Raw genomic sequence first — 23,441 nt, forward strand, 5'->3', positions numbered from 1 at the left:
CCGGTGGGCTCGGGGTGGGGGCGTACACCCTCCCTCAAAGAGCGAGAGGGCCGCAGGCCCCCGCTTCTTGAGGGGCGCGGGGAACTGCGCGACCAAGCCCCGACGGACCCGCGGGTTCACACGGCCGAAGCCACCCCGCGGCCCCCGGCAGAAGCATGGGGGCCGCAGCCCCGGGCGGGGTCGAAGGGGCGCAGCCCCTGGGGACGGGACGGGTAGGGGCGGCGGGGGCGAGGAAACCCGGTCACTCCCCCGCCGCGGACGTCGCCTTCAACGCCAGCCACAACTCCATCCGCACATCCGGATCGTCCAACGACCGCCCGAGAATCTCCTCCACCCGCCGCATCCGGTACCGCAGGGTGTGCCGGTGCACCCCGAGATCCGCCGCAGCCGCGTCCCACTGCCCGTGCCGCGACAGCCACGCCCGCAACGAGGCGACCAGATCCCCCCGCCCCGTGGCGTCGTGCTCCCGCAGCGCACGGAGAAGCCCGTCCGCGAAGGCCCGCACCGCGTCGTCCGCCAGCAGCGGCAGCACGGACCCGGCCGCCAGCTCCTCGTGCTCGACCAGGCACCGCCCCCGCCGCCGGGCCACCGACAGCGCCTGCTCGGCCTGCTTGTACGCGGCCGATACCGCTATCGGCCCGGCGGGCGCGGAGAGACCGACGACGAGTTCCCCCTCCTCGGCGAAGGCGGAAGCCGCGGCGGCGCCCGCGGCCGAGGCCGACAGGGAAGCAGGGCCCGAGCCGGGGCTTGGAGCCGCGGGACCGGCCGTGGCCGAGGCTGCTCCCGAAGCCGCCGCCGACGCCCCGCCCGCACCCCCCGCGCCCCGCGCGGTCGCCGCCCGCGCCGCCTCCAGCGCCGCCGCGAACTCCCCGCACGCGTCCACCACCGCGCCCCCGTCCACGGCGAGCACGACGAGCCGCTCCCCGTCGGGCACGACGAGCACCGCCTCGCCGCCCCGCGCGGCCGCCGCCTCGACGACCTCGGCGAGCTGCCCGAGCGGATCACCGCTCGCGGAGGCGGCGGCCAAGGCGGCGGCCCGGTACCGCCCGCTCTCCCCGCCGGCCGCCCCACCGCTCCCGGCCGGGGCGCCGCCTCCGCCGACCGCCCCCTCCGCCCGTGCCCGGGCCGCCGACGCGGAGCCGGACTCCGCGAGGATCAGCCGGAACGGCGCGTCCAGCAGGTCGCCGTACAGATCCCCGGCGACGGCCCGCGCGTGATCCGGCTCCCCGGCCAGCAGCATCCGCAGCACCGCCGCCCCGATGCGCTGCTCGGCGGCGTGCAGCGGGCGGGACCGCTCCGTCGTCAGCGTCAGCAGCGCGATCGCGGAGTGGACGGCGTACCGCTCGGCGGTGCCCGGCGCGGCGGCCGTGCCGACGGCGAGGGCGGCGCGCGCCCGTCGCCCGGTGCCGAGGGAGTGCAGCTCGACGCGGTCCTCACCGCCGACCACAGCGCTGGCCGGGGCGGGCCGGTCCCGCAGCCGTTCGACGTCGGCGGTGAGCCGCCCGGCCCGCCGCTCCGCCCACTCGGGCGCCACCGCCACCACGGCGCCGGAGGCGTCGTACAGGGCGGCCCACCCGTCGACCTGCGAGGCGAGCGCGGCGAGAAGCCCCTCGGGGCCGGCGCTGAGCGCCTGCTTGGTGAGTTCGCGCTGTGCGGCGAAGCCTGCCGTCACCGCCCGGTACTGGTCGGCGGCGATGGCGGCCGACACCGCCTTGCTGATGGCGAGGAAGGGGGTGCGCCGGGGCACCTCCAGCAGGGGCAGCCCCTCGGCCTCCGCCGCCTCGACGAGCGCCTCCGGGACCTCCTCGTAGTTCACCCCGACGGCGAAGCCGAGCCCGACGACTCCGGCTCCCACCAGCCGCCGGACATAGCGCCGCATCTCCTGCGGATCCTCCGCGTCCAGCTTGAGTGCGGTGATCAGCAGCAGTTCGCCGCCCTCCATGTACGGCACGGGGTCGGCGAGCTCGCTGACGTGGGCCCAGCGGACGGGCACGTCAAGGCGGTCCCCGCCCGCCCGCACGGTCAGCTTGAGCGCGGAGTGGTGGACGAGCGAGGCGAGCGTCGGGGGCATGAGGCCTTCAGATGTTCGGACCGGCGTCGGGGCATCGGGATGTCGGCCGTCTCGGCGTTCACGGCAGGTGCGTTTTGGCCGCCGCGTATGAACGGCCTGTGCCGATTCTGCCTCACCGTATGGTCGCCGCGCGCCCTCTCTGCGCCGACGGCCGCGCGCCCGGTCGGTCAGATGCGCAGGTTCACCAGCAGCGGCGGCGCGTGCTCGCCGCGGACGTCCGTCAGCGACAGCACCGCGTGGCCGGGCGGCACGGCGTGCGCCAGTTCGGACGCGGACCAGCGCTCCCTTTCGACCTGCCGCACGGTGACGGCGCGGGCGGTCGGCGCGGACCCGGTCATCACCCGGCGCAGCGCGTGCCACGCCTTGCCCGCCGGGGAGTCGGCGATGATCTGCCGGTCGGTGACGTCCCGTGCCTCGGTCCACTCCTTGCCCCAGACCTCGGCGAAGTCCTGGCCGTCCCACGGGGTGATCCCGGACAGCGCCATACGGCAGCCGGTCGCGCCGAGCAACGGCCCGCGCAACGGCCGGGGCACGTCGTCGAGGGTGCGGAGGGTGAGGACCGTGCCCGCGTTGGCGGACCGCAGCCGCTGGATGCCGCGCACCGCCTCGGGGGTGATGACGCCCGTCGCGTCGTCCAGCACCAGGCAGGCGAACAGCGAGCGGTCCTCACGGACCGCCACGCTCGCGGTGAACTGCGCGAGCACCAGCCGCGCCAGGATGCGGGAGGCGTCGGCGTGGCCGCGCTCGGGGAGGTCGATACGGACCCGCACGGGGTGGTCGAGCGCCCGGAGGGAGAAGGGCCGGGACTGTCCGGAGGTGTCGAAGAACCCGGCGAAGGCGGGCCGGTCGAGCAGGGCGACCCGGTCGGCGAGCACGGAGCCGACGTCGCCGGGGTGCCCGAGCTGCCGCTCACGCGCGTCCAGCTCCCGCAGCAGGGAGTCCTGACCGGCGTCCTGGAGCCCCTCGCGCAGCTCGCCGAGCGGGCCGGGGGCGCCGTCCAGCAGCTGCCGCAGCTGCGGCACCGACGGGAACCGTCCGTGCACCGCCCGGAACGGCCCGAGCAACTGCGCGAGCACGGTGGTCGAACGCCGGCTGTCGCCGCCGGGGTGCGGATCGGCGAGGTCGCCGACGAGCGCCTCGGCGAGGACGGCGGCCGCCTCGTCGGGGTCGGTGGTGCCCCCGTAGAGGTCGAGGTCGTACACGGACTCCGGGTTGCCGATGCGGACGACGACGTCGTACGCGTCGGCCGGGCCGAGCCCCGCGCCCGCTGCGCCCACGACCACCACGGCGGCGCGTCCGGCCAGCGCGTGCAGACACAGCGACTCGGCGACGGGCCACACGATGCCCCCGGTCTTGCCCGATCCGGCGGGTCCGACGGCCAGCAGGGAGGTGCCCAGCAGCTCGGGGCCCAGCGCGAGGCCGGTGCCGCGGTAGGCGTACGGGTTGCGGGGGTCGTCCGCCGTCGTGCCGAGCCGGACCTGCCCGGTCACCATGTCGTGCTGCGCGAGCCGGCCCGGGAGGTCCCGCTCCCCCGACGGATGCAGACACGCCGCCGCACCGTCCTTCAGCACCGCGCCGGTGAACGTCGCCATGCTGTGCCGCCCACTGCGTACGCCCTGCCACGCCCGCATGATCCGCGCGTGATCCACGTCGCGCATCAGCCCGGCCCGCGCCTCGGCGACCAGCCGGTCGGCGACCTCGACGGCCCCGGCCTCCCTGAGCTGCGGCCACTCGGCGGGATCATGCTCGGGCGGAGGCGTGACGACCTGGCGCTCCCGGGGCCGCCTGAGGCGCGGGGCGCCGTACCGGCGCCAGACCTCGCCCCAGCGGCCGAGCCGCCCGACGCCGATCATGATCGCCAGGGCGACGACGACGTACCAGACATAGCTGAGGACCACCGCGGAGTACGAGTGGGCGGGGGCCCAGGAGTCCGGGATCATCGCGTAGAGCGGCACCAGCCACCAGCCGCCGAGATAGCCGTTCCAGAGCAGGGACCAGATCAGCCAGCCGACGAGGAAGGCGATGACCGCGCCGCCGAGGAGCTGGCGGCCGGGGACGGTCTCGGGCTCCTCCTCGGGTCGCGGTAGGTGACCGAGTCGCCAGACTCCGGGTGCCGCGTCCGGCCGGGGGGTCCGCAGCCAGGTCAGAAAGGCGTTCCCGTCGGGCCTGGGCGGCGCGCCCGGCACGCCCGCGGGCATGGGCGGCAGCGGAGGCACCGCGGGCATCTCCGGCGACCCCGCCGGACGCGGCACAGGATTCGCGTGCGTGCCCCGCGCGTCCCGCGTCCCGTCGCTGTTCATCGCCTTGCCCCCTGACCAGCCGTTCCGTCCACCATCAGCGAGCCAATCTAACGCTCCGGGAAAGGGAGTTCACCGCTTACGCGGCCGACCGCCCGCCCGGGCTCACCGTTTTACGCGGTGGGACGCACACCCGTACCCACGGTTCCTCCATGTCCAACGCGGACAAGACGAACCCTCGACAACGCCCACATGGAGCATGCCCAGTCTCCGGTCACCGCCCTAGCCTGCGAGAAAAGAAGGCACGCGTCCGAAAACGCCCGCGCCCGTCGGCCGCCACGAGCGCCGGCCCCGCCCCGTACGCCCCATGTCGTACACACGCACGATCACCAGGGAGCCCCCATGACCGCCCTTCCGCAGGAGCGCCGCGTAGTCACCCCCATTCCCGGACCGAAGTCGCAGGAGCTGCAGGCACGTCGTACCGCCGCGGTGGCTGCGGGCGTGGGCTCCGTGCTGCCGGTGTTCACCGCGCGCGCGGGCGGCGGGATCATCGAGGACGTGGACGGCAACCGGCTGATCGACTTCGGCTCGGGCATCGCCGTGACCAGCGTCGGCGCCTCCGCGGAGGCCGTCGTCCGCCGGGCCTCCGCCCAGCTCCAGGACTTCACGCACACCTGCTTCATGGTCACCCCGTACGAGGGTTACGTGGCGGTCGCCGAGGCCCTCGCCGAGCTGACCCCGGGCGACCACGCCAAGAAGTCCGCCCTGTTCAACTCGGGCGCCGAGGCCGTCGAGAACGCGGTGAAGATCGCGCGTGCGTACACCAAGCGGCAGGCCGTCGTCGTGTTCGACCACGGGTACCACGGCCGCACCAACCTCACGATGGCGCTCACCGCCAAGAACATGCCTTACAAGCACGGCTTCGGCCCGTTCGCCCCCGAGGTGTACCGCGTGCCCGTCGCCTACGGCTACCGCTGGCCGACCGGCCCGGAGAACGCGGGCCCGGAGGCCGCCGCCCAGGCCATCGACCAGATCTCCAAGCAGGTCGGCGCGGACAACGTCGCCGCGATCATCATCGAGCCGGTCCTCGGCGAGGGCGGCTTCATCGAGCCCGCCAAGGGCTTCCTCCCGGCCATCAGCAAGTTCGCCTCCGACAACGGCATCGTCTTCGTCGCCGACGAGATCCAGTCCGGCTTCTGCCGCACCGGCCAGTGGTTCGCGTGCGAGGACGAGGGCATCGTCCCCGACCTGATCACCACCGCCAAGGGCATCGCCGGCGGTCTCCCGCTCGCCGCGGTGACCGGCCGCGCCGAGATCATGGACGCCGCCCACGCGGGCGGCCTGGGCGGCACCTACGGCGGCAACCCGGTCGCCTGCGCGGGCGCCCTCGGCTCCATCGAGACGATGAAGGAGCTCGACCTCAACGCCAAGGCGAAGACCATCGAGGCGATCATGAAGTCCCGCCTCACCGCCATGGCCGAGAAGTTCGACGTCATCGGCGACGTCCGCGGCCGCGGCGCCATGATCGCCATCGAGCTGGTCAAGGACCGTACGACGAAGGAGCCGAACCCGGAGGCGACCGCCGCGCTGGCGAAGGCCTGCCACCAGGAGGGTCTGCTGGTCCTGACCTGTGGCACCTACGGCAACGTGCTGCGCTTCCTCCCGCCGCTGGTCATCGGCGAGGACCTCCTGAACGAGGGCCTCGACATCATCGAGCAGGCGTTCACCCGCATCTGAGCCCCCTGCGAGCACCCCTGCACGCTCCCCCGGAGGAGTGGCCCGTGCGCGCCCTCCGCCGGCCCCTGCTTGCGGGGGACGCGCATACGGAACCCCTCGTCCGCCTCCGACGTCCCACGCGTTCCGGCACCGGAATCCGGTGCCGGATTCCGGTGCCTGTGGACAAGCGTCGGAGCGCGTGAAGAAGGTGTGCAAGGTGCATGGCGGGTCGGGTTTTCTCCTGTCGCCGCCGCACCGCCTGTCGTAGGTTCTGAAGCAGATGAGAGATACACCCCGCCCGCAGGGGACTGCGGGTGACACCCGGTCGGGGCCTCCCCAGCCTCGTCCTGGTCGTGCCCTCGCGCACACACCCGGAGCTTCCGGCTCCGGATCTCCTCACCGATCGGATGGCCGCTCGCCCCAAACCCCCCGGGGCGCGCGGCACACCGATCCGGACGGCCGCTCTCGAACCACCCCCCCTGTTCGAGGGCGGCCGACCATCTTCTCCGGCCGGAGCGCCGCACTGCTCCTTCTCGGCCTTCCGGGCCTCCTCCTCGCACTGATCACCTGGCAGGTCGTCGCGCACGGCCCGCTGGCCCGCGCGGACGAACGCCTCAGCGACTCCCTCGTGCGGCGCGGCGCCGCGACACAGTTCCTGGCCGACCTCGGCAATGTCACGGTCGCCGTGCCGGTGCTCGTGCTGGTCCTCGCGTTCGCCGCGTGGCGTACGCGTGCCACCGGTACGGACGACTGGTGGCGGCCCGCCGCCGGCGCCGCCGCGCTCATGGCGTCCGTACCCTTCTGGGTCCTCCCGCTGAAGGAACTCGTCGCCCGCCCCGGCCCTTCGGTCATGGGCCCGGGCACGGGCTTCTACCCCTCCGGCCACGCGGCGACCGCCGCCATCGCCTACGGCGCCGCCGCACTGCTCCTCCTGCCCCTGCTGCGCGGCGCCCCGGCACGCGCCGCGGCCGTGTGCTGCGCGGCCGTCCTCACCCTCGGCGTCGGTGCCGGCCTGGTGCGCCAGGGCTACCACTGGCCGCTCGACGTGGTGGCGAGCTGGTGTGTGTGCGTGATGCTGCTCGCCGCGCCGGGCCGGTGGACGCGACACCGCTCCCGCGCCTCCTGACGGGCCCTACCGGCCCCGGCCCCCGGCCGGGCCCGCCGCCGCCTCGTGCATCGCCAGTTCCAGCAGGGCCGGGTCGGTGAGGGTGCCGGTGCCGTCCGGAGGGACCAGCCAGCGGACACCGCCGGACGTCCGGCCCGGGTACGGCACCACGATCCAGGTGCCGTGGCCCGCGCTGCGCACCCCGGTGCCGAGCCAGCGGGAAGCGGTGCCCGGGGGCACGAAGAAGCCCATGCGGTCGTCGCCGAAGTCGACGAGCACGGGCCCGGGCTGGTCGATGATGCGGGTCAGGACGTCCAGGGTGGGGTAGCCGAGCTCGCCCGGCAGGATCAGGACGTCCCAGGCGCGGCCCGCCGGGAGCAGGGTGACCCCCAGGGGGTTGCGTTCCCACTCCCGGCGACAGGCGTCGGGGTCCGGCGCCACGGATGCAAGCCACTCGACCGGCGTCTTGGCCCCTGTCATGACGGGACCTTCCTCTCTGTAGAGCTCCGTCGGACGCGGTGTCGCGTCAGGAGCACAGACAGCGGTGCCGGGCGGGCGTTACGCGGGTTCCCCTCACTTCTTGGTGGTGAATCGGATGGCGGCAGTCGAGCGGGGCGTACGCCTGTGCGGGCACGGCGTACGCCCTTGGCTCACGAGCGCTTCGGTGCGCCCCCCTCCATCCTGCTCGGCGTCAGCTGTCGAAGCCCAGACCCAGGCGGTCCATGGCTTTCAGCCAGAGGTTGCGCCGGCCGCCGTGGGAGTCGGCTCGGGCGAGGGACCACTTGGTGAGGGCGATGCCGGTCCAGGCGAACGGTTCCGGCGGGAACGGGAGGGGCTTCTTGCGGACCATCTCCAGCTCGGTGCGCTCCGTGCGCTCCCCCGCGAGCAGGTCGAGCATGACCTCCGCGCCGAACCGGGTGGCACCCACGCCCAGACCGGTGTACCCGGCCGCGTACGCGACCTTTCCCTGGTGGGCGGTGCCGAAGAACGCCGAGAAGCGGGAGCAGGTGTCGATGGCGCCGCCCCAGGCGTGGGTGAAGCGGACGCCCTCCAGCTGCGGGAAGCAGGTGAAGAAGTGCCCGGCGAGCTTGGCGTAGGTCTCGGGCCGGTCGTCGTACTCGGCGCGCACCCGGCCGCCGTACGGGTAGATGGCGTCGTAACCGCCCCACAGGACGCGGTTGTCGGCGGAGAGCCGGAAGTAGTGGAACTGGTTGGCGGAGTCCCCGAGCCCCTGCCGGTTCTTCCAGCCGACCGACGCCAGCTGGTCGGCGGTGAGCGGCTCGGTCATGAGGGCGTAGTCGTAGACCGGGACGGTGTACGAGCGGACGCGCTTGACCAGGCTGGGGAAGATGTTGGTGCCGAGGGCGACCTGGCGGGCGCGGACCTGGCCGTACGGGGTGCGCACGGCCATACCCGCGCCGTACGCCTTCAGGCTCAGCGCGGGGGTGTGCTCGTAGACGCGGACGCCGAGCCTCGCACAGGCGCGCTTGAGGCCCCAGGCGAGCTTGGCGGGGTGCAGCATGGCGACGCCCCGGCGGTCGTGGAGGCCGGCCTCGAAGGTCGGTGAGGCGACCTGCTCGCGGACGGCGTCGGCGTCGAGGAACTCGATGCCGTCGGCGAGGCCCCTGCGGCTGATCTCGTCGTACCAGTCGCGCAGCTCCCAGGCCTGGTAGGTCTCGGTGGCGACATCGATCTCGCCGGTGCGTTCGAAGTCGCAGTCGAGGTCGTACCGGGCGACCGCCGCCTCGATCTCGTCGAGGTTGCGGGCGCCCAGTTCCTCCAGCTTGTGGATCTCGTCGGGCCAGCGGCTGAGGCCGTTGGCCAGACCGTGGGTGAGGGAGGCGGCGCAGAAGCCGCCGTTGCGGCCGGAGGCGGCCCAGCCCACCTCACGGCCTTCCAGCAGGACGACGTCCCGCCCGGGGTCGCGCTCCTTGGCGACGAGCGCGGTCCACAGTCCGCTGTAGCCGCCGCCGACGACCAGCAGGTCGCAGGTCTCGGCACCGGTGAGGGCGGGCTCGGGGTGGGGCTTGCCGGGGTCTTCGAGCCAGTACGGGACCGGCTGCGCGTCGGAGAGAGACTTTGTCCAGCGGTTCATGGCGCTTGGGGCCATGATTTCAACTCCCTACGATTATTCCGGCGGCGGGGTTATGCCTTCTGCCGCTTTCTGCGATTGGTGACGACCATTCCGGCCACCACGAACAGTACGGCGATCAGGAACATGGCCGTACCGATGACATTGATCTGGACGGGTGTGCCGCGCTGTGCCGAACCCCAGACGAACATGGGGAAGGTGACGGTCGAGCCCGCGTTGAAATTGGTGATGATGAAATCGTCGAAGGAGAGCGCGAAGGCGAGGAGCGCGCCCGCCGCGATACCGGGGGCGGCGATCGGGAGGGTGACGCGGAGGAAGGTCTGGACGGGGCCGGCGTACAGGTCCCGGGCGGCCTCCTCCAGCCGCGGGTCCATCGACATCACGCGTGCCTTGACGGCCACGACGACGAAGCTGAGGCAGAACATGATGTGGGCGATGAGAATCGTCCAGAAACCCAACTGAGCACCCAGATTGAGGAAGAGGGTGAGCAGCGAGGCGGCCATCACGACCTCGGGCATCGCCATCGGCAGGAAGATCAGCGAGTTCACGGCACCCCGCGCGCGGAACCGGTAGCGGACCAGCGCGAAGGCGATCAGGGTGCCGAGGACGGTCGCGCCGAGGGTCGCCCAGGCCGCGAGCTGGAGGCTGAGCGTGAGCGAGCCGCACAGGTCGGCGACACCGCACGGGTCGGTCCAGGCGGCCGTGGAGAATTCCTGCCACTCGTAGTTGAAACGGCCCTTCGGCTGGTTGAAGGAGAAGACCGTGACCACGACATTGGGCAGGAGGAGATATCCGAGGGTGAGCAGTCCCGCTATGACGACGAGATGCCGCTTGAGCCAGTTCAGGAAGGCCATTTAAACCAGATCCTCCGTCCCGGACCTGCGGATGTAGACCGTGACCATGACGAGGATCGCGGCCATGAGGATGAACGAGAGGGCCGCCGCCGTCGGATAGTCGAGAATCCGCAGGAACTGGCTCTGGATGACGTTGCCGATCATCTGGGTGTTGGTGGAGCCGAGGAGTTCGGCGTTCACGTAGTCGCCGCTGGCGGGGATGAAGGTCAGCAGCGTGCCGGAGACGACACCGGGCATCGACAGCGGGAAGGTGACCTTGCGGAAGGTGGTGAACGGGGTCGCGTAGAGGTCGCCCGCCGCCTCGTGCAGCCGCCCGTCGATCCGCTCCAGCGAGGTGTAGAGCGGCAGGATCATGAACGGCAGGAAGTTGTACGTGAGGCCGCAGACCACCGCGAGCGGGGTGGCCAGCACGCGGTCGCCCGCCGTGAGACCGAGCCAGCTGGTGACGTCCAGGACGTGCAGCGAGTTGAGGGCGCCCACCACCGGGCCGCCGTCCGCGAGGATCGTCTTCCAGGCGAGGGTGCGGATCAGGAAGCTGGTGAAGAACGGCGCGATCACCAGGATCAGGATCAGATTGCGCCACCGCCCCGCGCGGAACGCGATCAGATACGCCAGCGGATAGCCCAGGAGCAGGCACAGGAACGTCGCCGTGCCGGCGTAGAGCACCGAGCGCAGGAACTGCGGGTAGTACTCGCCGAGCGCGTCCCAGTAGGTCGCGAAGTGCCAGGTGACCTGGTAGCCCTCCTCCAGGGAGCCCGTCTGCACGGACGTGGAGGCCTGGTAGACCAGCGGCATCGCGAAGAAGACGAGCAGCCAGATCAGACCGGGCGCGAGGAGCAGGTACGGCGTCCAGCGGCCCCTTCTGCGGGGCGGCTTCGCCGTCGGTACGGGGGCGAGGGGCGGCGGCGCCTCGGCTTCGGTGAGGGTCGACATCAGCCGGCCGCCCCCTCTTCGACACCCGCGTCGATGTCCTGCGCGGCGTCCAGGCCGAAGGTGTGGGCCGGGCTCCAGTGCAGGACGACGTCGGCGCCGGGCACCAGGCGGGCGTCCCGGTCGATGTTCTGGACGTACACCTCGAAGTCGGGACAGACCGAGCTGTCGATCACGTACTGCGTGGAGACCCCGATGAAGCTGGTCGCGGCGATCTTCCCGGTGATGCGGTTGCGGCCCGCCGGGATCTCACCCGCGTCGTCGGCGTGCGTGAGCGCGATCTTCTCCGGGCGGATGCCGACGAGGACCTTTCCGCCGGTCGTCGCGGGCGCCTGACATCGGGCCTCGGGCAGGACGAGTTTCCCGTCGCCCGCCTTCAGCACGATCTCCTCGCCGCTCCTGGAGTCGACCTCGGCCTCGATGAGGTTGGAGGTGCCGAGGAAGTTGGCGACGAAGGTGGTCTTCGGGTTCTCGTAGAGGTCGGCCGGGGAGCCGAGCTGCTCCACCCTGCCGCCGTTCATCACGGCGACCGTGTCGGCCATGGTCATGGCTTCCTCCTGGTCGTGCGTGACATGGATGAAGGTGATCCCGACCTCGGTCTGGATGCGCTTGAGCTCCAGCTGCATCTGGCGGCGCAGCTTGAGGTCGAGGGCGCCGAGCGGCTCGTCGAGGAGCAGCACCTTGGGGTGGTTGATCAGCGCGCGGGCGACGGCGACGCGCTGCTGCTGGCCGCCGGACAGCTGGTGCGGCTTCTTGCGCGCCTGCTCGCCGAGCTGGACCAGGTCCAGCATCTCGTCGACCTGCTTCTTCACGCTCTTGAGGCCGCGCCGGCGCAGTCCGAAGGCGACGTTCTCGAAGATGTCGAGGTGCGGGAAGAGGGCGTACGACTGGAAGACGGTGTTCACCGGCCGCTTGTAGGGCGGGAGGTGCGTCACGTCCTGGTCGCCCAGCGAGACCGTGCCGCAGGAAGGCTCCTCCAGGCCGGCGATCATCCGCAGCGTGGTGGTCTTGCCGCAGCCGGAGGCTCCGAGCAGGGCGAAGAAGGAGCCTTCCGGCACGGTCAGGTCGAGCGGGTGCACGGCGGTGAAGGAGCCGTAGGTCTTGCCGATGCCGGAGAGGCGTACGTCACCGCTGCTGTTCTGTGTGGTCTTCATGGTCCTCGTCACGCCCCCGTCAGCTTCGCGAACTTCTCTTCGTACGCCGTCTCTTCCTTCTGGGTGAGGGAGCGGAAGGCGTGGGACTTGGCCGCCATGGCCGCGTCGGGGATGATCAGCGGGTTGTTCGCCGCGTCCTCGTCGATCTTGGCCAGCTCCGCCTTCACCCCCTCGACGGGGCACACGTAGTTGATGTACGCGGCGAGTTCCGCGGCCGGCTTCGGCTCGTAGTAGTAGTCGATCAGCCGCTCGGCGTTGGTCTTGTGGCGGGCCTTGTTGGGGATCAGCAGGTTGTCCGTCGAGGTCATGTAGCCGCTGTCGGGGATGACGAAGTCGATGTCCGGGGTGTCGGCCTTGAGCTGGACGACGTCACCGGCCCACGCGATACAGGCCGCCAGGTCGCCCTTGCTCAGGTCGGAGGTGTAGTCGTTGCCGGTGAAGCGGCGTATCTGGCCCTTGTCGACGGCCTTCTGGAGGCGGGCGATCGCCGCGTCGAAGTCGTCGTCGGAGAACGTCGCCGGGTCCTTGCCCATGTCCAGCAGGGTCATCCCGATGCTGTCGCGCATCTCGGAGAGGAAGCCGATGCGGCCTTTCAGCTTCGGGTTGTCGAGCATGTCGGAGACCGACTTCACCTCCTCGCCGTCGAGGGCCTTCCTGTTGTAGGCGATGACGGTCGAGATGCCCTGCCAGGGGTAGGAGTAGGCCCGCCCCGGGTCCCAGTCCGGGCTGCGGAACTGCTGGGAGAGGTTCATGAAGGCGTGCGGCAGGTTGGAGGGGTCCAGTTTCTGGACCCACCCGAAGCGGATCAGCCGGGCCGCCAGCCAGTCGGTGACGCAGATGAGGTCGCGGCCGGTGGCCTGACCGGCGGCGAGCTGCGGCTTGATCTTGCCGAAGAACTCGACGTTGTCGTTGATGTCCTCGGTGTACTTGACCTTGATGCCGGTGCGTTTGGTGAACGCGTCCAGGCTCGGGTGGTGCTTGCCGCTGTCGTCGACGTCCATGTACTCGGTCCAGTTGGAGAAGGAGATCTCCTTCTCCTTGGCCGAGTGGTCCTCGGACGAGACGCCCGAGGTGTTCTTCGCCGCGGGGATGCCGCAGGCGCTCAGCGTGCCGAGCGCACCGACGGCGAGCGCGCCGCCCGTTCCGGCGCGCAGCAGCGAACGGCGGCTGAGGGAGGCCCTGCCGTTCCTGAGACTGCGCCGCATGGCGGCCACCTGGGCCGGGGACAGGCGGTCGGGCTCGTACTGCTCCATGCGCGTGTTGCCCTTTCGGGAGGTGCCCTTTCGGGAGGATGGCGGGGGCCGGCCGGAGGTCGGGCGGCCGGGCCCCGGTCTGACTAGCGGTCCCCGAAGATCGTGCGGTGCCAGTCCTTCCTGGCCACCGCCGTATTGTCGAACATGACGTGTTTGATCTGCGTGTACTCCTCGAACGAGTACGCCGACATGTCCTTGCCGAAGCCGGACGCCTTGTAGCCGCCGTGCGGCATCTCACTGATGATCGGGATGTGGTCGTTGATCCATACGCACCCGGCCTTGATCTCCCGGGTGGCGCGGCCCGCCCGGTACACGTCGCGGCTCCAGGCGGAGGCCGCGAGCCCGTACGGGGTGTCGTTGGCGAGGCGGATGCCCTCGTCGTCGCCGTCGAAGGGCAGGACGACGAGGACGGGGCCGAAGATCTCCGACTGGACGATCTCGCTGTCCTGGGCGGCGTCGGCCACCAGTGTCGGACGATAGTACGCGCCCTTCGCCAGCTCGCCCTGTGGCGCCTCTCCGCCCGTGACCACGCGCGCGTACCCGCGGGCCCGGTCGACGAACCCGGCGACCCGGTCGCGCTGGACGTGCGAGATCAGCGGTCCGAGGTCGGTGCCCGGCGCGAAGGGATCGCCCAGCCGGACGGTCTCCATGAGGGCGGCCGTCCGCTCCACGAACGCCTCGTAGAGGGGACGCTGTACGTATGCGCGGGTGGCGGCCGTGCAGTCCTGCCCGGTGTTGATGAGGGCGCCCGCGACGGCGCCGTTCACGGCGGCGTCCAGGTCCGCGTCGTCGAAGACGACGAAGGGCGCCTTGCCACCGAGCTCCAGGTGGAGCCGCTTGACGGTCGCCGTGGCGATCTCGGCGACCCGCTTGCCGACGGCGGTGGAGCCCGTGAAGGACGTCATGGCCACGTCGGGGTGGCCGACGAGGTGCTCGCCTGCCACCCTGCCGGTGCCGGTGACGATGTTGATCACGCCGTCGGGGATTCCGGCGTCGGTGGCGGCCTGCGCGAAGAGCAGTGAGGTGAGCGGGGTCAGCTCGGCGGGCTTCAGGACGATCGTGTTGCCCGCGGCGACCGCCGGGAGGATCTTCCAGGCGGCCATCTGGAGGGGGTAGTTCCAGGGGGCGATGGAGCCGACGACACCGATGGGCTCGCGCCGTACGTACGAGGTGTGGTCGCCGGAGTACTCGCCGGCCGACTGGCCCTGGAGGTGGCGCGCGGCGCCGGCGAAGAAGGCGTTGTTGTCGATGGTGCCGGGGACGTCGAACTCGCGGGTGAGCTTCAGCGGCTTCCCGCACTGGAGCGACTCGGCCCGGGCGAACTCCTCGGCCCGGTCGGCGAGCACGGCGGCGAACCGGTGCAGCGCGTCGGACCGCTCGCCGGGCGTGGCCGCGGCCCAGCCGGGGAACGCCGCGCGCGCGGCGGCGACGGCGGCGTCCACGTCGTCGGTGCCGGCCAGCTCGTAGGTGAGGACCTCCTCGCCGGTGGCGGGGTCGACGACCGCGTGCGTGTGACCCGACGTGCCCGTGGCCCGGCGGCCTGCGATGTACTGCGCGCCGGCCGCGAAGCGTTCCTGTGCCGGGAATCGGTCCGGGGTGGCGGTACCCGGGTTCTGCATGTCGCTCTCCTCCGCCTTGTCCCCCTGCGTCCCGGGGGCGGGTGGCGTAGCTCCAGCTCGAATTGAGTGCCGATCCTGACAGAGGGATGGGGCTCCAACAAGTGATTCCGTTGTTGCCTTTTGGTTACGCGACGGAATCTGTCGACCAGGTGTCCAGTCCCAGGGGAAAATCGAGGACGGAGTGTCAGTGGCGGGTGCCACACTCGTCGGCATGCTGAAGATCGATTCCTGGGACGCGCTGATCGGCGAGGTCCAGGCGGGGGCAAGGATCAAGTACCTGCACTTCTGGGGGCACCGGCCGCGGCCCGACGGCCGGGTGGGGCCGAGCTGCCTGAGTCAGTGGTGGCCGTCGCCGTTCACGGTGGACGGCGTGGAGTACGCGACGGCGGAGCACTGGATGATGGCGTCCAAGGCCCGGCTGTTCGGTGACGTGGAGGCCGAGCGCAAGGCCGTCGCGGCGGCGAGTCCCGCGATGGCCAAGAAGGTCGGGCGGCTCGTGCGCGGCTTCGACGAGGCCCTGTGGCAGCGGGAGCGCTTCGGCATCGTCGTCGAGGGCAGCGTCCACAAGTTCGCCGCCCACGCCGACCTGCGGGCGTTCCTGCTGGGCACGACGGGCCGTGTACTCGTCGAGGCCAGCCCGGTCGACCGTGTCTGGGGCATCGGTCTCGCGGCGGACGACGAGCGCGCGATGGACCCCACGCGGTGGCGCGGTCCCAACCTGCTGGGCTTCGCCCTGATGGCGGCGCGGGAGCGGCTGCTGCGGGGCGACGAGGGGTAGGGACCGCCGTCCGGATCGCGCCCGGGCCGCACGCCGCGGCACGCACGCCGCGCGGCCCGGCGGAACCGGTCCAGGAGGGCGGGCCGGCGTGAAACTCCCGTCCGCCCCGCGACGCCTGGCACGTGCCCCGCGACGCCTGGCACGCCCTCTCGCCGCACCGGGCGAAAGCCCGAGTACGCCCGGCACGGGGCCTACGCCCGGCGCTTCCCCAAGCTCTTCGGGCAGGGGGCACCCCCAGGGCACGCACCGGACGCCGCCGGGCCGCCCTGCGACGACGACGGGAGTCCGACGACAGCCCCTACCGGCCCGGCACCGCGGGCCTGGCGAGCGGCGGCGGTGCGCTCTGGGCCGGCAGGACCAGCGACAGCGAGGTGTCGTAGCTGTCGTCGAAGACGCCGGGGTCCGAGTCGTCCGTGGCGTCCGGCGCCACAAGGATCAGGACGAAGAAGCCGATGCCCATGAGGAAGCCGGCGATGCCGCAGATGATCCCGGCCAGCGCGTGCCCGGGGTTCGTCGCCTCGCCCCGGCTCGCCTTGGCGCGGCCGAGGATGCCGAAGATCACCGCCATCACACCCAGCAGGATCGCCAGCGGCCACATGCAGAACAGCGTGACCGCGCAGATCCCGAGCACCATCGAGGCGATGCCCATGCTGTTGCTCGGCGGAGGCGGCAGGAGGGGCCAGCCGTAGCCGGAGGCGAACGGATGGCCGACGGCGCCGGGACCGACGCCCGGGTACTGCGGATAAACGTACGGGAACTGCCCGGGCCCGTCGGGACTGATCGGCGGGGGCGGCACGGGCACGCCGGGGCCCGGCGCGGCGAAGGGGAGACCGCCCGGCGCGCCGGGCACGTGGGTGTGGAGGGTGTGGCCGGCCGGGGCGGGCGGGACGAAATGGCCGGGTATGGGTGCGGGGGAAGAGTGGGCGGCGTGGGGCGCGGACGCCGGGAAGGGCGTCTCGTCGGAGGGCGCGGCGAACGGGTTGCCCGGTGCGGTCCCCTGCGCCGCGGGGTACGGTGCCGCCGCGGACGGCGCGAAGGGACTGGGGGCGGGTGCCGCCGGGGCCGGGAGGGGCGCCTCGTCCGACGGCGGGGCGAACGGGTTGGGGGCGTGGGCCGCGGGAGCGGGCGGAGCCGTCTCGTTCCCCGGGGACGCGAGGGGGCCGGGAGCCGCGGGCCCGGTGGCGGGAGGCGGGGCCCAGGCGGGCTGCTGCCCGGCAGGGGCCTCGGACGTACCGGGGCCGGCCCAGGGCCGGGACGCCGACGCCGCGGCGGGGTCCGCCCTGTCGGCGGTGGCAGGCTTGTCCAGCCTCACCCGGCCGACGTCTGCCGCGTCGGCGACCGCCGGCTTGTCGAGCTCGACCTTCCGGGCGGGCGCGGCACTCTCCGACCGCGGAGAGCCGCCGGCGGGCCCCGGTGCAGCGTCCTCGGGCTGCCCAGGGGCGCCCTCGGGCAGGGGAACGGCAACCCCAGGCCCCGCACCAGCGCCCCCACGCTGCGGAGCGGCATCCTCCGGCCGCGAGCCGAGACCCTCCGCCGAGCCGGATGACGGGTGCCTGTCGACCGGGGTGGGCGCGGACGGCACACGGTCCTCGGGAACGGGCGGCGCGTCGGCCGGTGTCGCCGGAGTCCTGGCCTCGTCGGACGACATGCGCGGGTCCCCCTCTGTTCCGTCCACGTCGTGGCGTTGCGTTGATCCCGTATCGGATTACCGACCCTTCGTACCGTATGACCCGTACGAAATCAGCCGTGCGTTCGATCATGCTAAAGCCCGGGCTTCTCCGGGCGGATCGCAGCCTACGATGATCCCCGAGTCTTCGATCAGCCGATCACCCGCGTCCCCCGACGACGATCTCGGTCCGGGCCGGACGCCGTTCCCGGGAGGAACCTTGACCGACCACCGCACCGCGCCCGGCGGACCCGTCGCGCCCGCCCCCGGCGCCTCCGGCACCTCCACCGCGCCCGGCGGCTCCGGCGCCCGCGACCTGCACGCCTTCATCGCCGGCCTGCCCAAGGCCGAACTGCATGTGCACCACGTCGGCTCCGCCTCCCCCCGGATCGTCTCCGAACTCGCCGCCCGCCACCCCGACTCCAAGGTGCCGACCGACCCCGAGGCGCTGGCGGACTACTTCACGTTCACCGACTTCGCCCACTTCATCCAGGTCTATCTGTCCGTCGTCGACCTGATCCGCACCCCGGAGGACGTCCGGCTGCTGACGTACGAGGTGGCCAGGGACCTGGCCCGGCAGCAGGTGCGGTACGCCGAGCTGACCATCACGCCGTACTCCTCGACCCGTCGCGGCATCGACGAGCGGGCGTTCATGGACGCGATCGAGGACGCGCGCAAGGCGGCCGAGGCCGAGTTCGGGACCGTACTGCGCTGGTGCTTCGACATCCCCGGCGAGGCGGGACTGGTGTCGGCCGACGAGACCGTCCGGCTCGCCACCGACGACCGGCTGCGCCCGGAGGGCCTCGTGTCGTTCGGGCTCGGCGGGCCGGAGGTCGGCGTGCCGAGGCCCTGGTTCAAGCCGCACTTCGACAAGGCCATCGCGGCCGGACTGCACTCCGTCCCGCACGCCGGAGAGACCACCGGCCCGGAGACGGTCTGGGACGCGATCAACGAACTGCGCGCGGAGCGCATCGGACACGGCACGAGTTCCGCCAGGGACCCGGAGCTGCTCGCACATCTCGCCGAGCACCGGATCGCCCTGGAGGTCTGCCCCACGTCGAACATAGCGACGCGCGCGGTCCGTACCCTCGACGAGCACCCCATCAAGGAGTTCGTGCGGGCCGGGGTCCTGGTGACCGTGAACTCCGACGACCCGCCGATGTTCGGCACCGACCTCAACACCGAGTACGCGGTCGCCGCGCGCCTCCTCGACCTCGACGAGCAAGGGCTGGCCGCGCTCGCGAAGAACGCGGTGGAGGCGGCGTTCCTCGACGAGCCCGGCAAGGCACGGCTGGCCGCCGAGATCGACACCTACACCTCGGCCTGGCTCGCCCCCTGACCCGCACCGGAAGCACCATGAACCCTCTGCGCACCGTCACCGCCGTGGCCCACCGCGGCGCCCCGTACCGCCACCGCGAGAACACCCTGGACTCCCTGCGGGCGGGACTGGCGCTGGGCGCGGACGCCGTCGAGTTCGACGTACGGACGACCCGTGACGGCGTGCCGGTCCTGCTCCACGACTCCACGCTGAAGCGGCTGTGGGAGCTGGACCGGCCGCTGGCGGCGCTCTCCTCCGCGGAGTTGCGCGGGCTCACGGCCGACGGCGTGCCGACGCTGGCCGAGGCGCTGGCCGTCACCGGGGACAGCCGGGTGATGGTCGACCTGCCGGGTGCGGCCGACCCCCGGGCGATACGGCAGGTGGTGGGCGTCGTACGGGAGTGCGGAGCGCAGGAGCGGGTGTACTACAGCGCCGGGGCCGACACCCTGCTCGCGGTACGGGCCGCCGCTCCCGCCGCCGAGCTCGCCCTCACCTGGAAGACCCTCGCCCCGCCCCGCCCGGCCCTCCTCGACGCCGTGGGGCCCCGCTGGCTCAACTACCGCTTCGGGCTGGTGAGCCGGGCCCTCGTGGACCGCGTCCACCGTGACGGCTATCTGCTGTCCGTCTGGACGCCGGACACCCGCCGCTCGATGCGGCGGCTGGCGGCACTCGGGGTCGACTCCATCACCACGAACCGCGTCGACACACTGTGCGCGCTGCGGAACGGGAACTGACGACCGCACAGCCGTATCGCGCCGCCCTCACGACGTCGTCGGCATCGGCGTCACCGTCGAGGGGGACGCGGCCGGGCTCAGCCCGCCGCCGCCACGCCCGGCTCCGACACCGGCGCCAGAGACTCCAGCCGCTTGATCCGCTTCCACACGACGTAGAGCGGGATCACGCCGAACACCCCGAACGACATGTCGATCAGCGACCACCAGAAGGGGATGCCCCGGATCGGCCCGCAGATCAGAGCCAGCGGGATGATCCCCGCGCAGGCGATCATCCCGACCTCGACCACCCAGATGTTGCGCACGGGGTCGCGGTACGGCCCGTGGAAGGCGACCGCGATCACGAGGTGCGCGAAGGCCAGCCAGTCCGTGCCGTACAGCAGGAACGGGTACTCGGCGTCGGCCTCGTCCAGCCCGGCGCGCACCCGCCCGATCCACTCCATGAGTCCGGGCAGGTGGTCCCCGACGGACAGCGATCGCATCAACTCCTCGGTCCAGCGCAGCTCGTGGACGAGCGGGAACGCCGTGGCACCGCTCAGCACCAGACAGACGACGAAGAAGACCAGCCACGCGCGGATGCCCCTCACCAGGGCGGCTCTGTCGCTCATGCCAGGAGCGTACGCCTGGACTTGAACACGTTCAAAAGCACCCCGAACCCCTGGAGCGGGCGAGCGGACAGCGCGACCCGCCGAGCGGGCGGCGGAGAAGCGACGCGAGGCCGTCGTGGAGCCGAGAGCACCGAATGCCTCCGGGGGGCAATAAGGCGATTCCTCCCGCTTTTCGCGACCCGCCCGCCGTTCGACGAATTACGGCGAATAGCAGGCGAATGAGAGGGGCGATTCGTGATGACCGTGTGCGCGGCCCTTGAAGAAGACTTGCGGCCCTTTCCCGACTGCCGTAGTTACGTGAATCATGAACCTGTTCAACCGTGCTGCGTCCCTGCGCCGCCCGGCTCCCCCCACTGCCCGACAACTCCCCCACCAATCAACGGCGTTCGCCGACACCGGCACACCGGATCCCGCACTGGCGAGGCTGACCGGAGAATGGATCATCGACCGGGCGCACAGCCGTATCGGTTTCTCCGTCCGCCATGCCCTGGTGACGACCGTGCGCGGAGCTTTCACGCAGTACGAGAGCCGGCTCTATTTCGACGGCCGTGACCCGTCCCGCTCGCAGGCCGAGATCCTTCTGTCCACCGCATCCGTCGACACCGGAGTGGAACAACGCGACGCCCATCTGGTCGGCCGCGACTTTCTCGATGCCGCGGCATATCCCCGTATGCGCTTCGCGAGCACCGCGGTCCACCTCGTCGGCAACGATGTCTACCGCATGACCGGCGACCTCACGATCAAGAACGTCACCCGTTCCGTCGACCTCGAACTCACCTACATCGGCCATGTCGTCGACCCCTTCGGATACGAGCGGGTCGGCTTCGACGGCACGACCACGATCAACCGTTCCGAATGGGGCCTGACCTACAACCAGCGGCTCGCCGAGGGCGGCGCCATGGTCAGCGAGAAGGTCCGCCTGCAGTTCGACCTCGCCGCCATCCGCCAGTTCCCCGGCGCCTGAGAGGACGCGACGGAGCCGCCCGGGGCCCTCGCCCCGGGCGGTCCGGCGGACACCGGGGGACTCATCCGCCGGCCCCGCCGGTCGCCCCTCGCCGGTCACTCCCCGGCGGTCACTCCCCGGCGGCCTCTCGTGCGATCTGCTCGAACTGGGCGCCCATGGCCTCGGAAAGCGCCTGGGCGGCCGAGAGCGGTCGCACCATCACCGTGAACTCGTCGATCCTGCCGTGCTCGTCGAAGTGCAGGAAGTCGCAGCCCTGGAGCCGCTTGCCGGACACCGTGGCGGTGAACACGAACGCGTGGTCGCGCCCGTCCGGGTTGGCGATCTCGCGGACATAGGCGAAGTCCTCGAAGACGCGGGACACCCCGCGCAGGATCGCGGCGGTGATGGCCTTGCCCGCGTACGGCTTGAAGGCGACGGGGCTGGTGAAGACGACGTCGTCCGCCAGCAGAGCGGCGACGGCGTCCATGTCGCCGCTCTCGACGGCCTTGCGGAAGGGATGCATAAGCCGGACCTCTCATACTCAATAAATTGTCTATGTGAGGGGGAGGCTAGAGGTCGTCCGGGGCCATGTCCACAGCATGGGGAGCGGCAGTCCGTCACTTCCTTGATCAGTCAGCACCGGTGTTAGCGTCTGCCCATGGCTTTGCGGAACGCGGTGATGGCCGCCCTGCTGGAGGGCGAGGCGTCCGGGTACGACCTCGCGAAGGCGTTTGACGCGTCGGTCGCCAACTTCTGGATGTCGACCCCGCAGCAGCTCTACCGGGAGCTGGAACGCATGGAGGCCGAAGGGCTGGTCGTCGCCCGTGTCATCGAGCAGGAACGCCGCCCCAACAAGCGGCTGTTCTCCCTGACGGCGGCCGGGCGCGCGGCCGTGCACGCCTACACCGTCGAACCCCTGGGCAAACCGTCCGCGATCCGGGACGAGTTGATGGTCAAGGTGCAGTGCGTGGACGCGGGCGACATCGAGGCCGTCCGCAAGGCCGTCGCCGAGCGCATGGAGTGGGCCACGGCCAAGTTGGCCCGCTACGAACGGCTCCGCCGACGCCTGCTCGACGGACGCTCGGAGGAGGCGTACTTCGCCGAGGCCGAGCGCATCGGCCCCTATCTCACCCTGCTGCGCGGCATGTCCTTCGAGCGGGAGAACCTCCAGTGGGGAGACATGGCGCTCCGCCGCCTCGACCAGCGCGCGGCCGCGCTCCGCGCCGATGGCTGACCGCGGCCCGCCGGCCGCCCGCCCGCCCGGCCACGAAGTTCACTTCGTCGACTACTCAACCAGGTGACTGCCCAGAGGTTCGCCGCCGACCACCGGCAGCAGGTCGGGGCGCTTGGGCCGGCGTCCGTCGCCGGAGGACCGGCCGCGGAGCCGGCGGACGAGCCAGGGGCCGAGGAAACCGCCCGCCCAGCGCAGTTCGGCACCCATGGTCCGCAGCACCGAGGGTCCCGCCCCGTCGTCCGGCAGCGGCAGCGTCCAGCGGTCGTCGCTGCCGGGCAGGCCGAGCGCGTGCGCGACGGCGTCCGCGATACGGGCATGGCCGAGCGGACCGGCGTGCAGCCGGTCGGCACTCCACAGGCGGGGGTCGGTCACCACCGGGTGCGCGGCCGTCTCCGCCACCACCACGCCGTGCCGTGCGGCGGCCTCCCGGACGCGCTCGTTGAGCGCGAGGACCCGACGGCCGATCGGGCGGGCCAGCGGCGTGATGCGCCCCACGTCGGGAGACATGAGCGTCGCGACCGTGGCTCCCTGCGCGGTGAGCGCGGCGAACATCGCCTCCAGGTGGCCGGCCACCTCGTCGAGGTCGCAGCCGGGGCGCAGCACGTCGTTGACACCGGCCACCACGGTGGCGAGGTCGGGCCGCATCGCGAGCGCCGGGGCGAGCTGCTCCGCACGCACCTCCCCCGCCTTGCGGCCGCGCACGGCGAGATTGGCGTACAGCAGGCCGGGACTGTGCCCGGCGACCCGCTCGGCCAGCCGGTCCGCCCACCCCCGGAGCCCGCGCACGTCGTCGCCGTCCCCGACCCCCTCCGTGTGGCTGTCCCCCAGGGCGACGTACCGCAGATACGCACCGCTCGACACGGACCGACCGCCTCCTCGTCAACGTCGCCCGGGAAGGGCGGACCACCGCTGTAGGCAACGAAGCACCTAAGAGCTCCGAACAAGAGTGGAGGCCGATCAGCTCGCGGCGTCTGGTGCGTGCGATCGCAAGGCGCCGGAAGCTCCTGTTAGCGGGGCTACCAGGGGCTTTCGGCAACGCGGCGAGCGGGCGTGCCAGACGCCGCGAGCCGGGCTCCACTCTTGTGCGGAGCTCTAAGTGCATTATTGACTATGAAGATAGTCTCGCACCCGG

The 23,441-nt window shown here is 71.9% G+C and carries 20 protein-coding genes; 7 read left to right on the plus strand and 13 right to left on the minus strand.

The genetic code is table 11. The annotated features are described in order from the left end of the window. Positions 1–241 precede the first annotated feature (241 nt). Entirely contained in the window at positions 242–2,071 is a 1,830-nt protein-coding gene (locus tag AC067N_RS19705) for a PucR family transcriptional regulator (RefSeq protein WP_478680181.1), read from the minus strand. A 167-nt stretch (positions 2,072–2,238) separates the two neighbouring features. Further along, positions 2,239–4,371, minus strand: coding sequence for an ATP-binding protein (locus AC067N_RS19710; protein WP_478680182.1), 2,133 nt, complete (start codon positions 4,369–4,371; stop codon positions 2,239–2,241). A 339-nt stretch (positions 4,372–4,710) separates the two neighbouring features. Between AC067N_RS19710 and gabT the strand changes: the two genes are divergently transcribed. Both gabT and AC067N_RS19720 read left to right on the plus strand, forming a co-directional pair. Then, complete coding sequence (gene gabT, locus AC067N_RS19715) at positions 4,711–6,045, plus strand: 4-aminobutyrate--2-oxoglutarate transaminase (RefSeq protein WP_478680183.1); 1,335 nt, start codon at positions 4,711–4,713, stop codon at positions 6,043–6,045. A 259-nt stretch (positions 6,046–6,304) separates the two neighbouring features. Continuing rightward, entirely contained in the window at positions 6,305–7,150 is an 846-nt protein-coding gene (locus tag AC067N_RS19720) for a phosphatase PAP2 family protein (protein ID WP_478680184.1), read from the plus strand. Positions 7,151–7,156: 6 nt separating this feature from the next. Here AC067N_RS19720 and AC067N_RS19725 read toward each other — a convergent pair whose 3' ends face one another. The 7 genes from AC067N_RS19725 to AC067N_RS19755 form a co-directional block, all read right to left on the minus strand. Continuing rightward, positions 7,157–7,609, minus strand: a complete 453-nt coding sequence (locus AC067N_RS19725) for a bifunctional DNA primase/polymerase (RefSeq protein ID WP_478680185.1) — start codon at positions 7,607–7,609, stop codon at positions 7,157–7,159. 211 nt (positions 7,610–7,820) lie between these two features. Next, a complete protein-coding gene (locus AC067N_RS19730; protein ID WP_478680186.1) occupies positions 7,821–9,239 on the minus strand; it encodes an NAD(P)/FAD-dependent oxidoreductase in 1,419 nt (472 codons plus the stop codon). Positions 9,240–9,274: 35 nt separating this feature from the next. After that, complete coding sequence (locus tag AC067N_RS19735; RefSeq protein ID WP_478680187.1) at positions 9,275–10,075, minus strand: ABC transporter permease; 801 nt, start codon at positions 10,073–10,075, stop codon at positions 9,275–9,277. After that, on the minus strand, positions 10,076–11,008 hold the full coding sequence (locus AC067N_RS19740; protein WP_478680188.1) for an ABC transporter permease: 933 nt from the start codon (positions 11,006–11,008) through the stop codon (positions 10,076–10,078). It lies immediately after the preceding gene. Then, positions 11,008–12,159: an ABC transporter ATP-binding protein gene (locus tag AC067N_RS19745; protein WP_478680189.1), complete on the minus strand. Its 1,152-nt coding sequence runs from the start codon at positions 12,157–12,159 to the stop codon at positions 11,008–11,010. Before AC067N_RS19745 ends, AC067N_RS19740 begins: the two co-directional genes overlap by 1 nt. 8 nt (positions 12,160–12,167) lie before the next feature. Next, positions 12,168–13,412: a polyamine ABC transporter substrate-binding protein gene (locus tag AC067N_RS19750; RefSeq protein WP_478680190.1), complete on the minus strand. Its 1,245-nt coding sequence runs from the start codon at positions 13,410–13,412 to the stop codon at positions 12,168–12,170. A gap of 83 nt (positions 13,413–13,495) precedes the next feature. Further along, the gene (locus tag AC067N_RS19755; RefSeq protein ID WP_478680191.1) at positions 13,496–15,031 is read right to left on the minus strand and encodes a gamma-aminobutyraldehyde dehydrogenase; all 1,536 of its coding nucleotides are present in this window, start codon (positions 15,029–15,031) and stop codon (positions 13,496–13,498) included. Positions 15,032–15,242: 211 nt separating this feature from the next. Between AC067N_RS19755 and AC067N_RS19760 the strand changes: the two genes are divergently transcribed. After that, a complete protein-coding gene (locus AC067N_RS19760) occupies positions 15,243–15,809 on the plus strand; it encodes an NADAR family protein (protein WP_478680192.1) in 567 nt (188 codons plus the stop codon). 298 nt (positions 15,810–16,107) lie between these two features. Here AC067N_RS19760 and AC067N_RS19765 read toward each other — a convergent pair whose 3' ends face one another. Further along, entirely contained in the window at positions 16,108–17,121 is a 1,014-nt protein-coding gene (locus tag AC067N_RS19765; RefSeq protein WP_478680193.1) for a DUF4190 domain-containing protein, read from the minus strand. A gap of 574 nt (positions 17,122–17,695) precedes the next feature. Between AC067N_RS19765 and AC067N_RS19770 the strand changes: the two genes are divergently transcribed. Next, positions 17,696–18,814, plus strand: coding sequence for an adenosine deaminase (locus tag AC067N_RS19770; RefSeq protein WP_478680194.1), 1,119 nt, complete (start codon positions 17,696–17,698; stop codon positions 18,812–18,814). Between the two features lie 26 nt (positions 18,815–18,840). Further along, the gene (locus AC067N_RS19775; RefSeq protein ID WP_478680374.1) at positions 18,841–19,527 is read left to right on the plus strand and encodes a glycerophosphodiester phosphodiesterase; all 687 of its coding nucleotides are present in this window, start codon (positions 18,841–18,843) and stop codon (positions 19,525–19,527) included. 77 nt (positions 19,528–19,604) lie between these two features. Here AC067N_RS19775 and AC067N_RS19780 read toward each other — a convergent pair whose 3' ends face one another. Next, the gene (locus tag AC067N_RS19780; RefSeq protein WP_478680195.1) at positions 19,605–20,132 is read right to left on the minus strand and encodes a hypothetical protein; all 528 of its coding nucleotides are present in this window, start codon (positions 20,130–20,132) and stop codon (positions 19,605–19,607) included. Positions 20,133–20,436: 304 nt separating this feature from the next. Between AC067N_RS19780 and AC067N_RS19785 the strand changes: the two genes are divergently transcribed. Then, the gene (locus tag AC067N_RS19785) at positions 20,437–21,096 is read left to right on the plus strand and encodes a YceI family protein (RefSeq protein WP_478680196.1); all 660 of its coding nucleotides are present in this window, start codon (positions 20,437–20,439) and stop codon (positions 21,094–21,096) included. A 109-nt stretch (positions 21,097–21,205) separates the two neighbouring features. Here AC067N_RS19785 and AC067N_RS19790 read toward each other — a convergent pair whose 3' ends face one another. After that, positions 21,206–21,598: a nuclear transport factor 2 family protein gene (locus AC067N_RS19790; protein WP_478680197.1), complete on the minus strand. Its 393-nt coding sequence runs from the start codon at positions 21,596–21,598 to the stop codon at positions 21,206–21,208. Positions 21,599–21,733: 135 nt separating this feature from the next. On the opposite strand from AC067N_RS19790, the gene AC067N_RS19795 reads away from it, so the two are divergent. Beyond that, entirely contained in the window at positions 21,734–22,309 is a 576-nt protein-coding gene (locus AC067N_RS19795) for a PadR family transcriptional regulator (RefSeq protein WP_478680198.1), read from the plus strand. A gap of 51 nt (positions 22,310–22,360) precedes the next feature. Here AC067N_RS19795 and AC067N_RS19800 read toward each other — a convergent pair whose 3' ends face one another. Beyond that, a complete protein-coding gene (locus AC067N_RS19800) occupies positions 22,361–23,170 on the minus strand; it encodes an SGNH/GDSL hydrolase family protein (RefSeq protein WP_478680199.1) in 810 nt (269 codons plus the stop codon). Positions 23,171–23,441 lie beyond the last annotated feature (271 nt).

The organism is Streptomyces sp. NPDC042364 (assembly GCF_056437585.1).

Excerpts from the sequence above, each read along its gene's own strand:
- AC067N_RS19705 (WP_478680181.1), bottom strand. The coding sequence starts at position 2,071 with ATGCCCCCGACGCTCGCCTCGCTCGTCCACCACTCCGCGCTCAAGCTG.
- AC067N_RS19710 (WP_478680182.1), bottom strand. The coding sequence starts at position 4,371 with ATGAACAGCGACGGGACGCGGGACGCGCGGGGCACGCACGCGAATCCT.
- gabT (WP_478680183.1), top strand. The coding sequence starts at position 4,711 with ATGACCGCCCTTCCGCAGGAGCGCCGCGTAGTCACCCCCATTCCCGGA.
- AC067N_RS19720 (WP_478680184.1), top strand. The coding sequence starts at position 6,305 with ATGAGAGATACACCCCGCCCGCAGGGGACTGCGGGTGACACCCGGTCG.
- AC067N_RS19725 (WP_478680185.1), bottom strand. The coding sequence starts at position 7,609 with ATGACAGGGGCCAAGACGCCGGTCGAGTGGCTTGCATCCGTGGCGCCG.
- AC067N_RS19730 (WP_478680186.1), bottom strand. The coding sequence starts at position 9,239 with ATGGCCCCAAGCGCCATGAACCGCTGGACAAAGTCTCTCTCCGACGCG.
- AC067N_RS19735 (WP_478680187.1), bottom strand. The coding sequence starts at position 10,075 with ATGGCCTTCCTGAACTGGCTCAAGCGGCATCTCGTCGTCATAGCGGGA.
- AC067N_RS19740 (WP_478680188.1), bottom strand. The coding sequence starts at position 11,008 with ATGTCGACCCTCACCGAAGCCGAGGCGCCGCCGCCCCTCGCCCCCGTA.
- AC067N_RS19745 (WP_478680189.1), bottom strand. The coding sequence starts at position 12,159 with ATGAAGACCACACAGAACAGCAGCGGTGACGTACGCCTCTCCGGCATC.
- AC067N_RS19750 (WP_478680190.1), bottom strand. The coding sequence starts at position 13,412 with ATGGAGCAGTACGAGCCCGACCGCCTGTCCCCGGCCCAGGTGGCCGCC.
- AC067N_RS19755 (WP_478680191.1), bottom strand. The coding sequence starts at position 15,031 with ATGCAGAACCCGGGTACCGCCACCCCGGACCGATTCCCGGCACAGGAA.
- AC067N_RS19760 (WP_478680192.1), top strand. The coding sequence starts at position 15,243 with ATGCTGAAGATCGATTCCTGGGACGCGCTGATCGGCGAGGTCCAGGCG.
- AC067N_RS19780 (WP_478680195.1), bottom strand. The coding sequence starts at position 20,132 with ATGAGCGACAGAGCCGCCCTGGTGAGGGGCATCCGCGCGTGGCTGGTC.
- AC067N_RS19785 (WP_478680196.1), top strand. The coding sequence starts at position 20,437 with ATGAACCTGTTCAACCGTGCTGCGTCCCTGCGCCGCCCGGCTCCCCCC.
- AC067N_RS19790 (WP_478680197.1), bottom strand. The coding sequence starts at position 21,598 with ATGCATCCCTTCCGCAAGGCCGTCGAGAGCGGCGACATGGACGCCGTC.
- AC067N_RS19795 (WP_478680198.1), top strand. The coding sequence starts at position 21,734 with ATGGCTTTGCGGAACGCGGTGATGGCCGCCCTGCTGGAGGGCGAGGCG.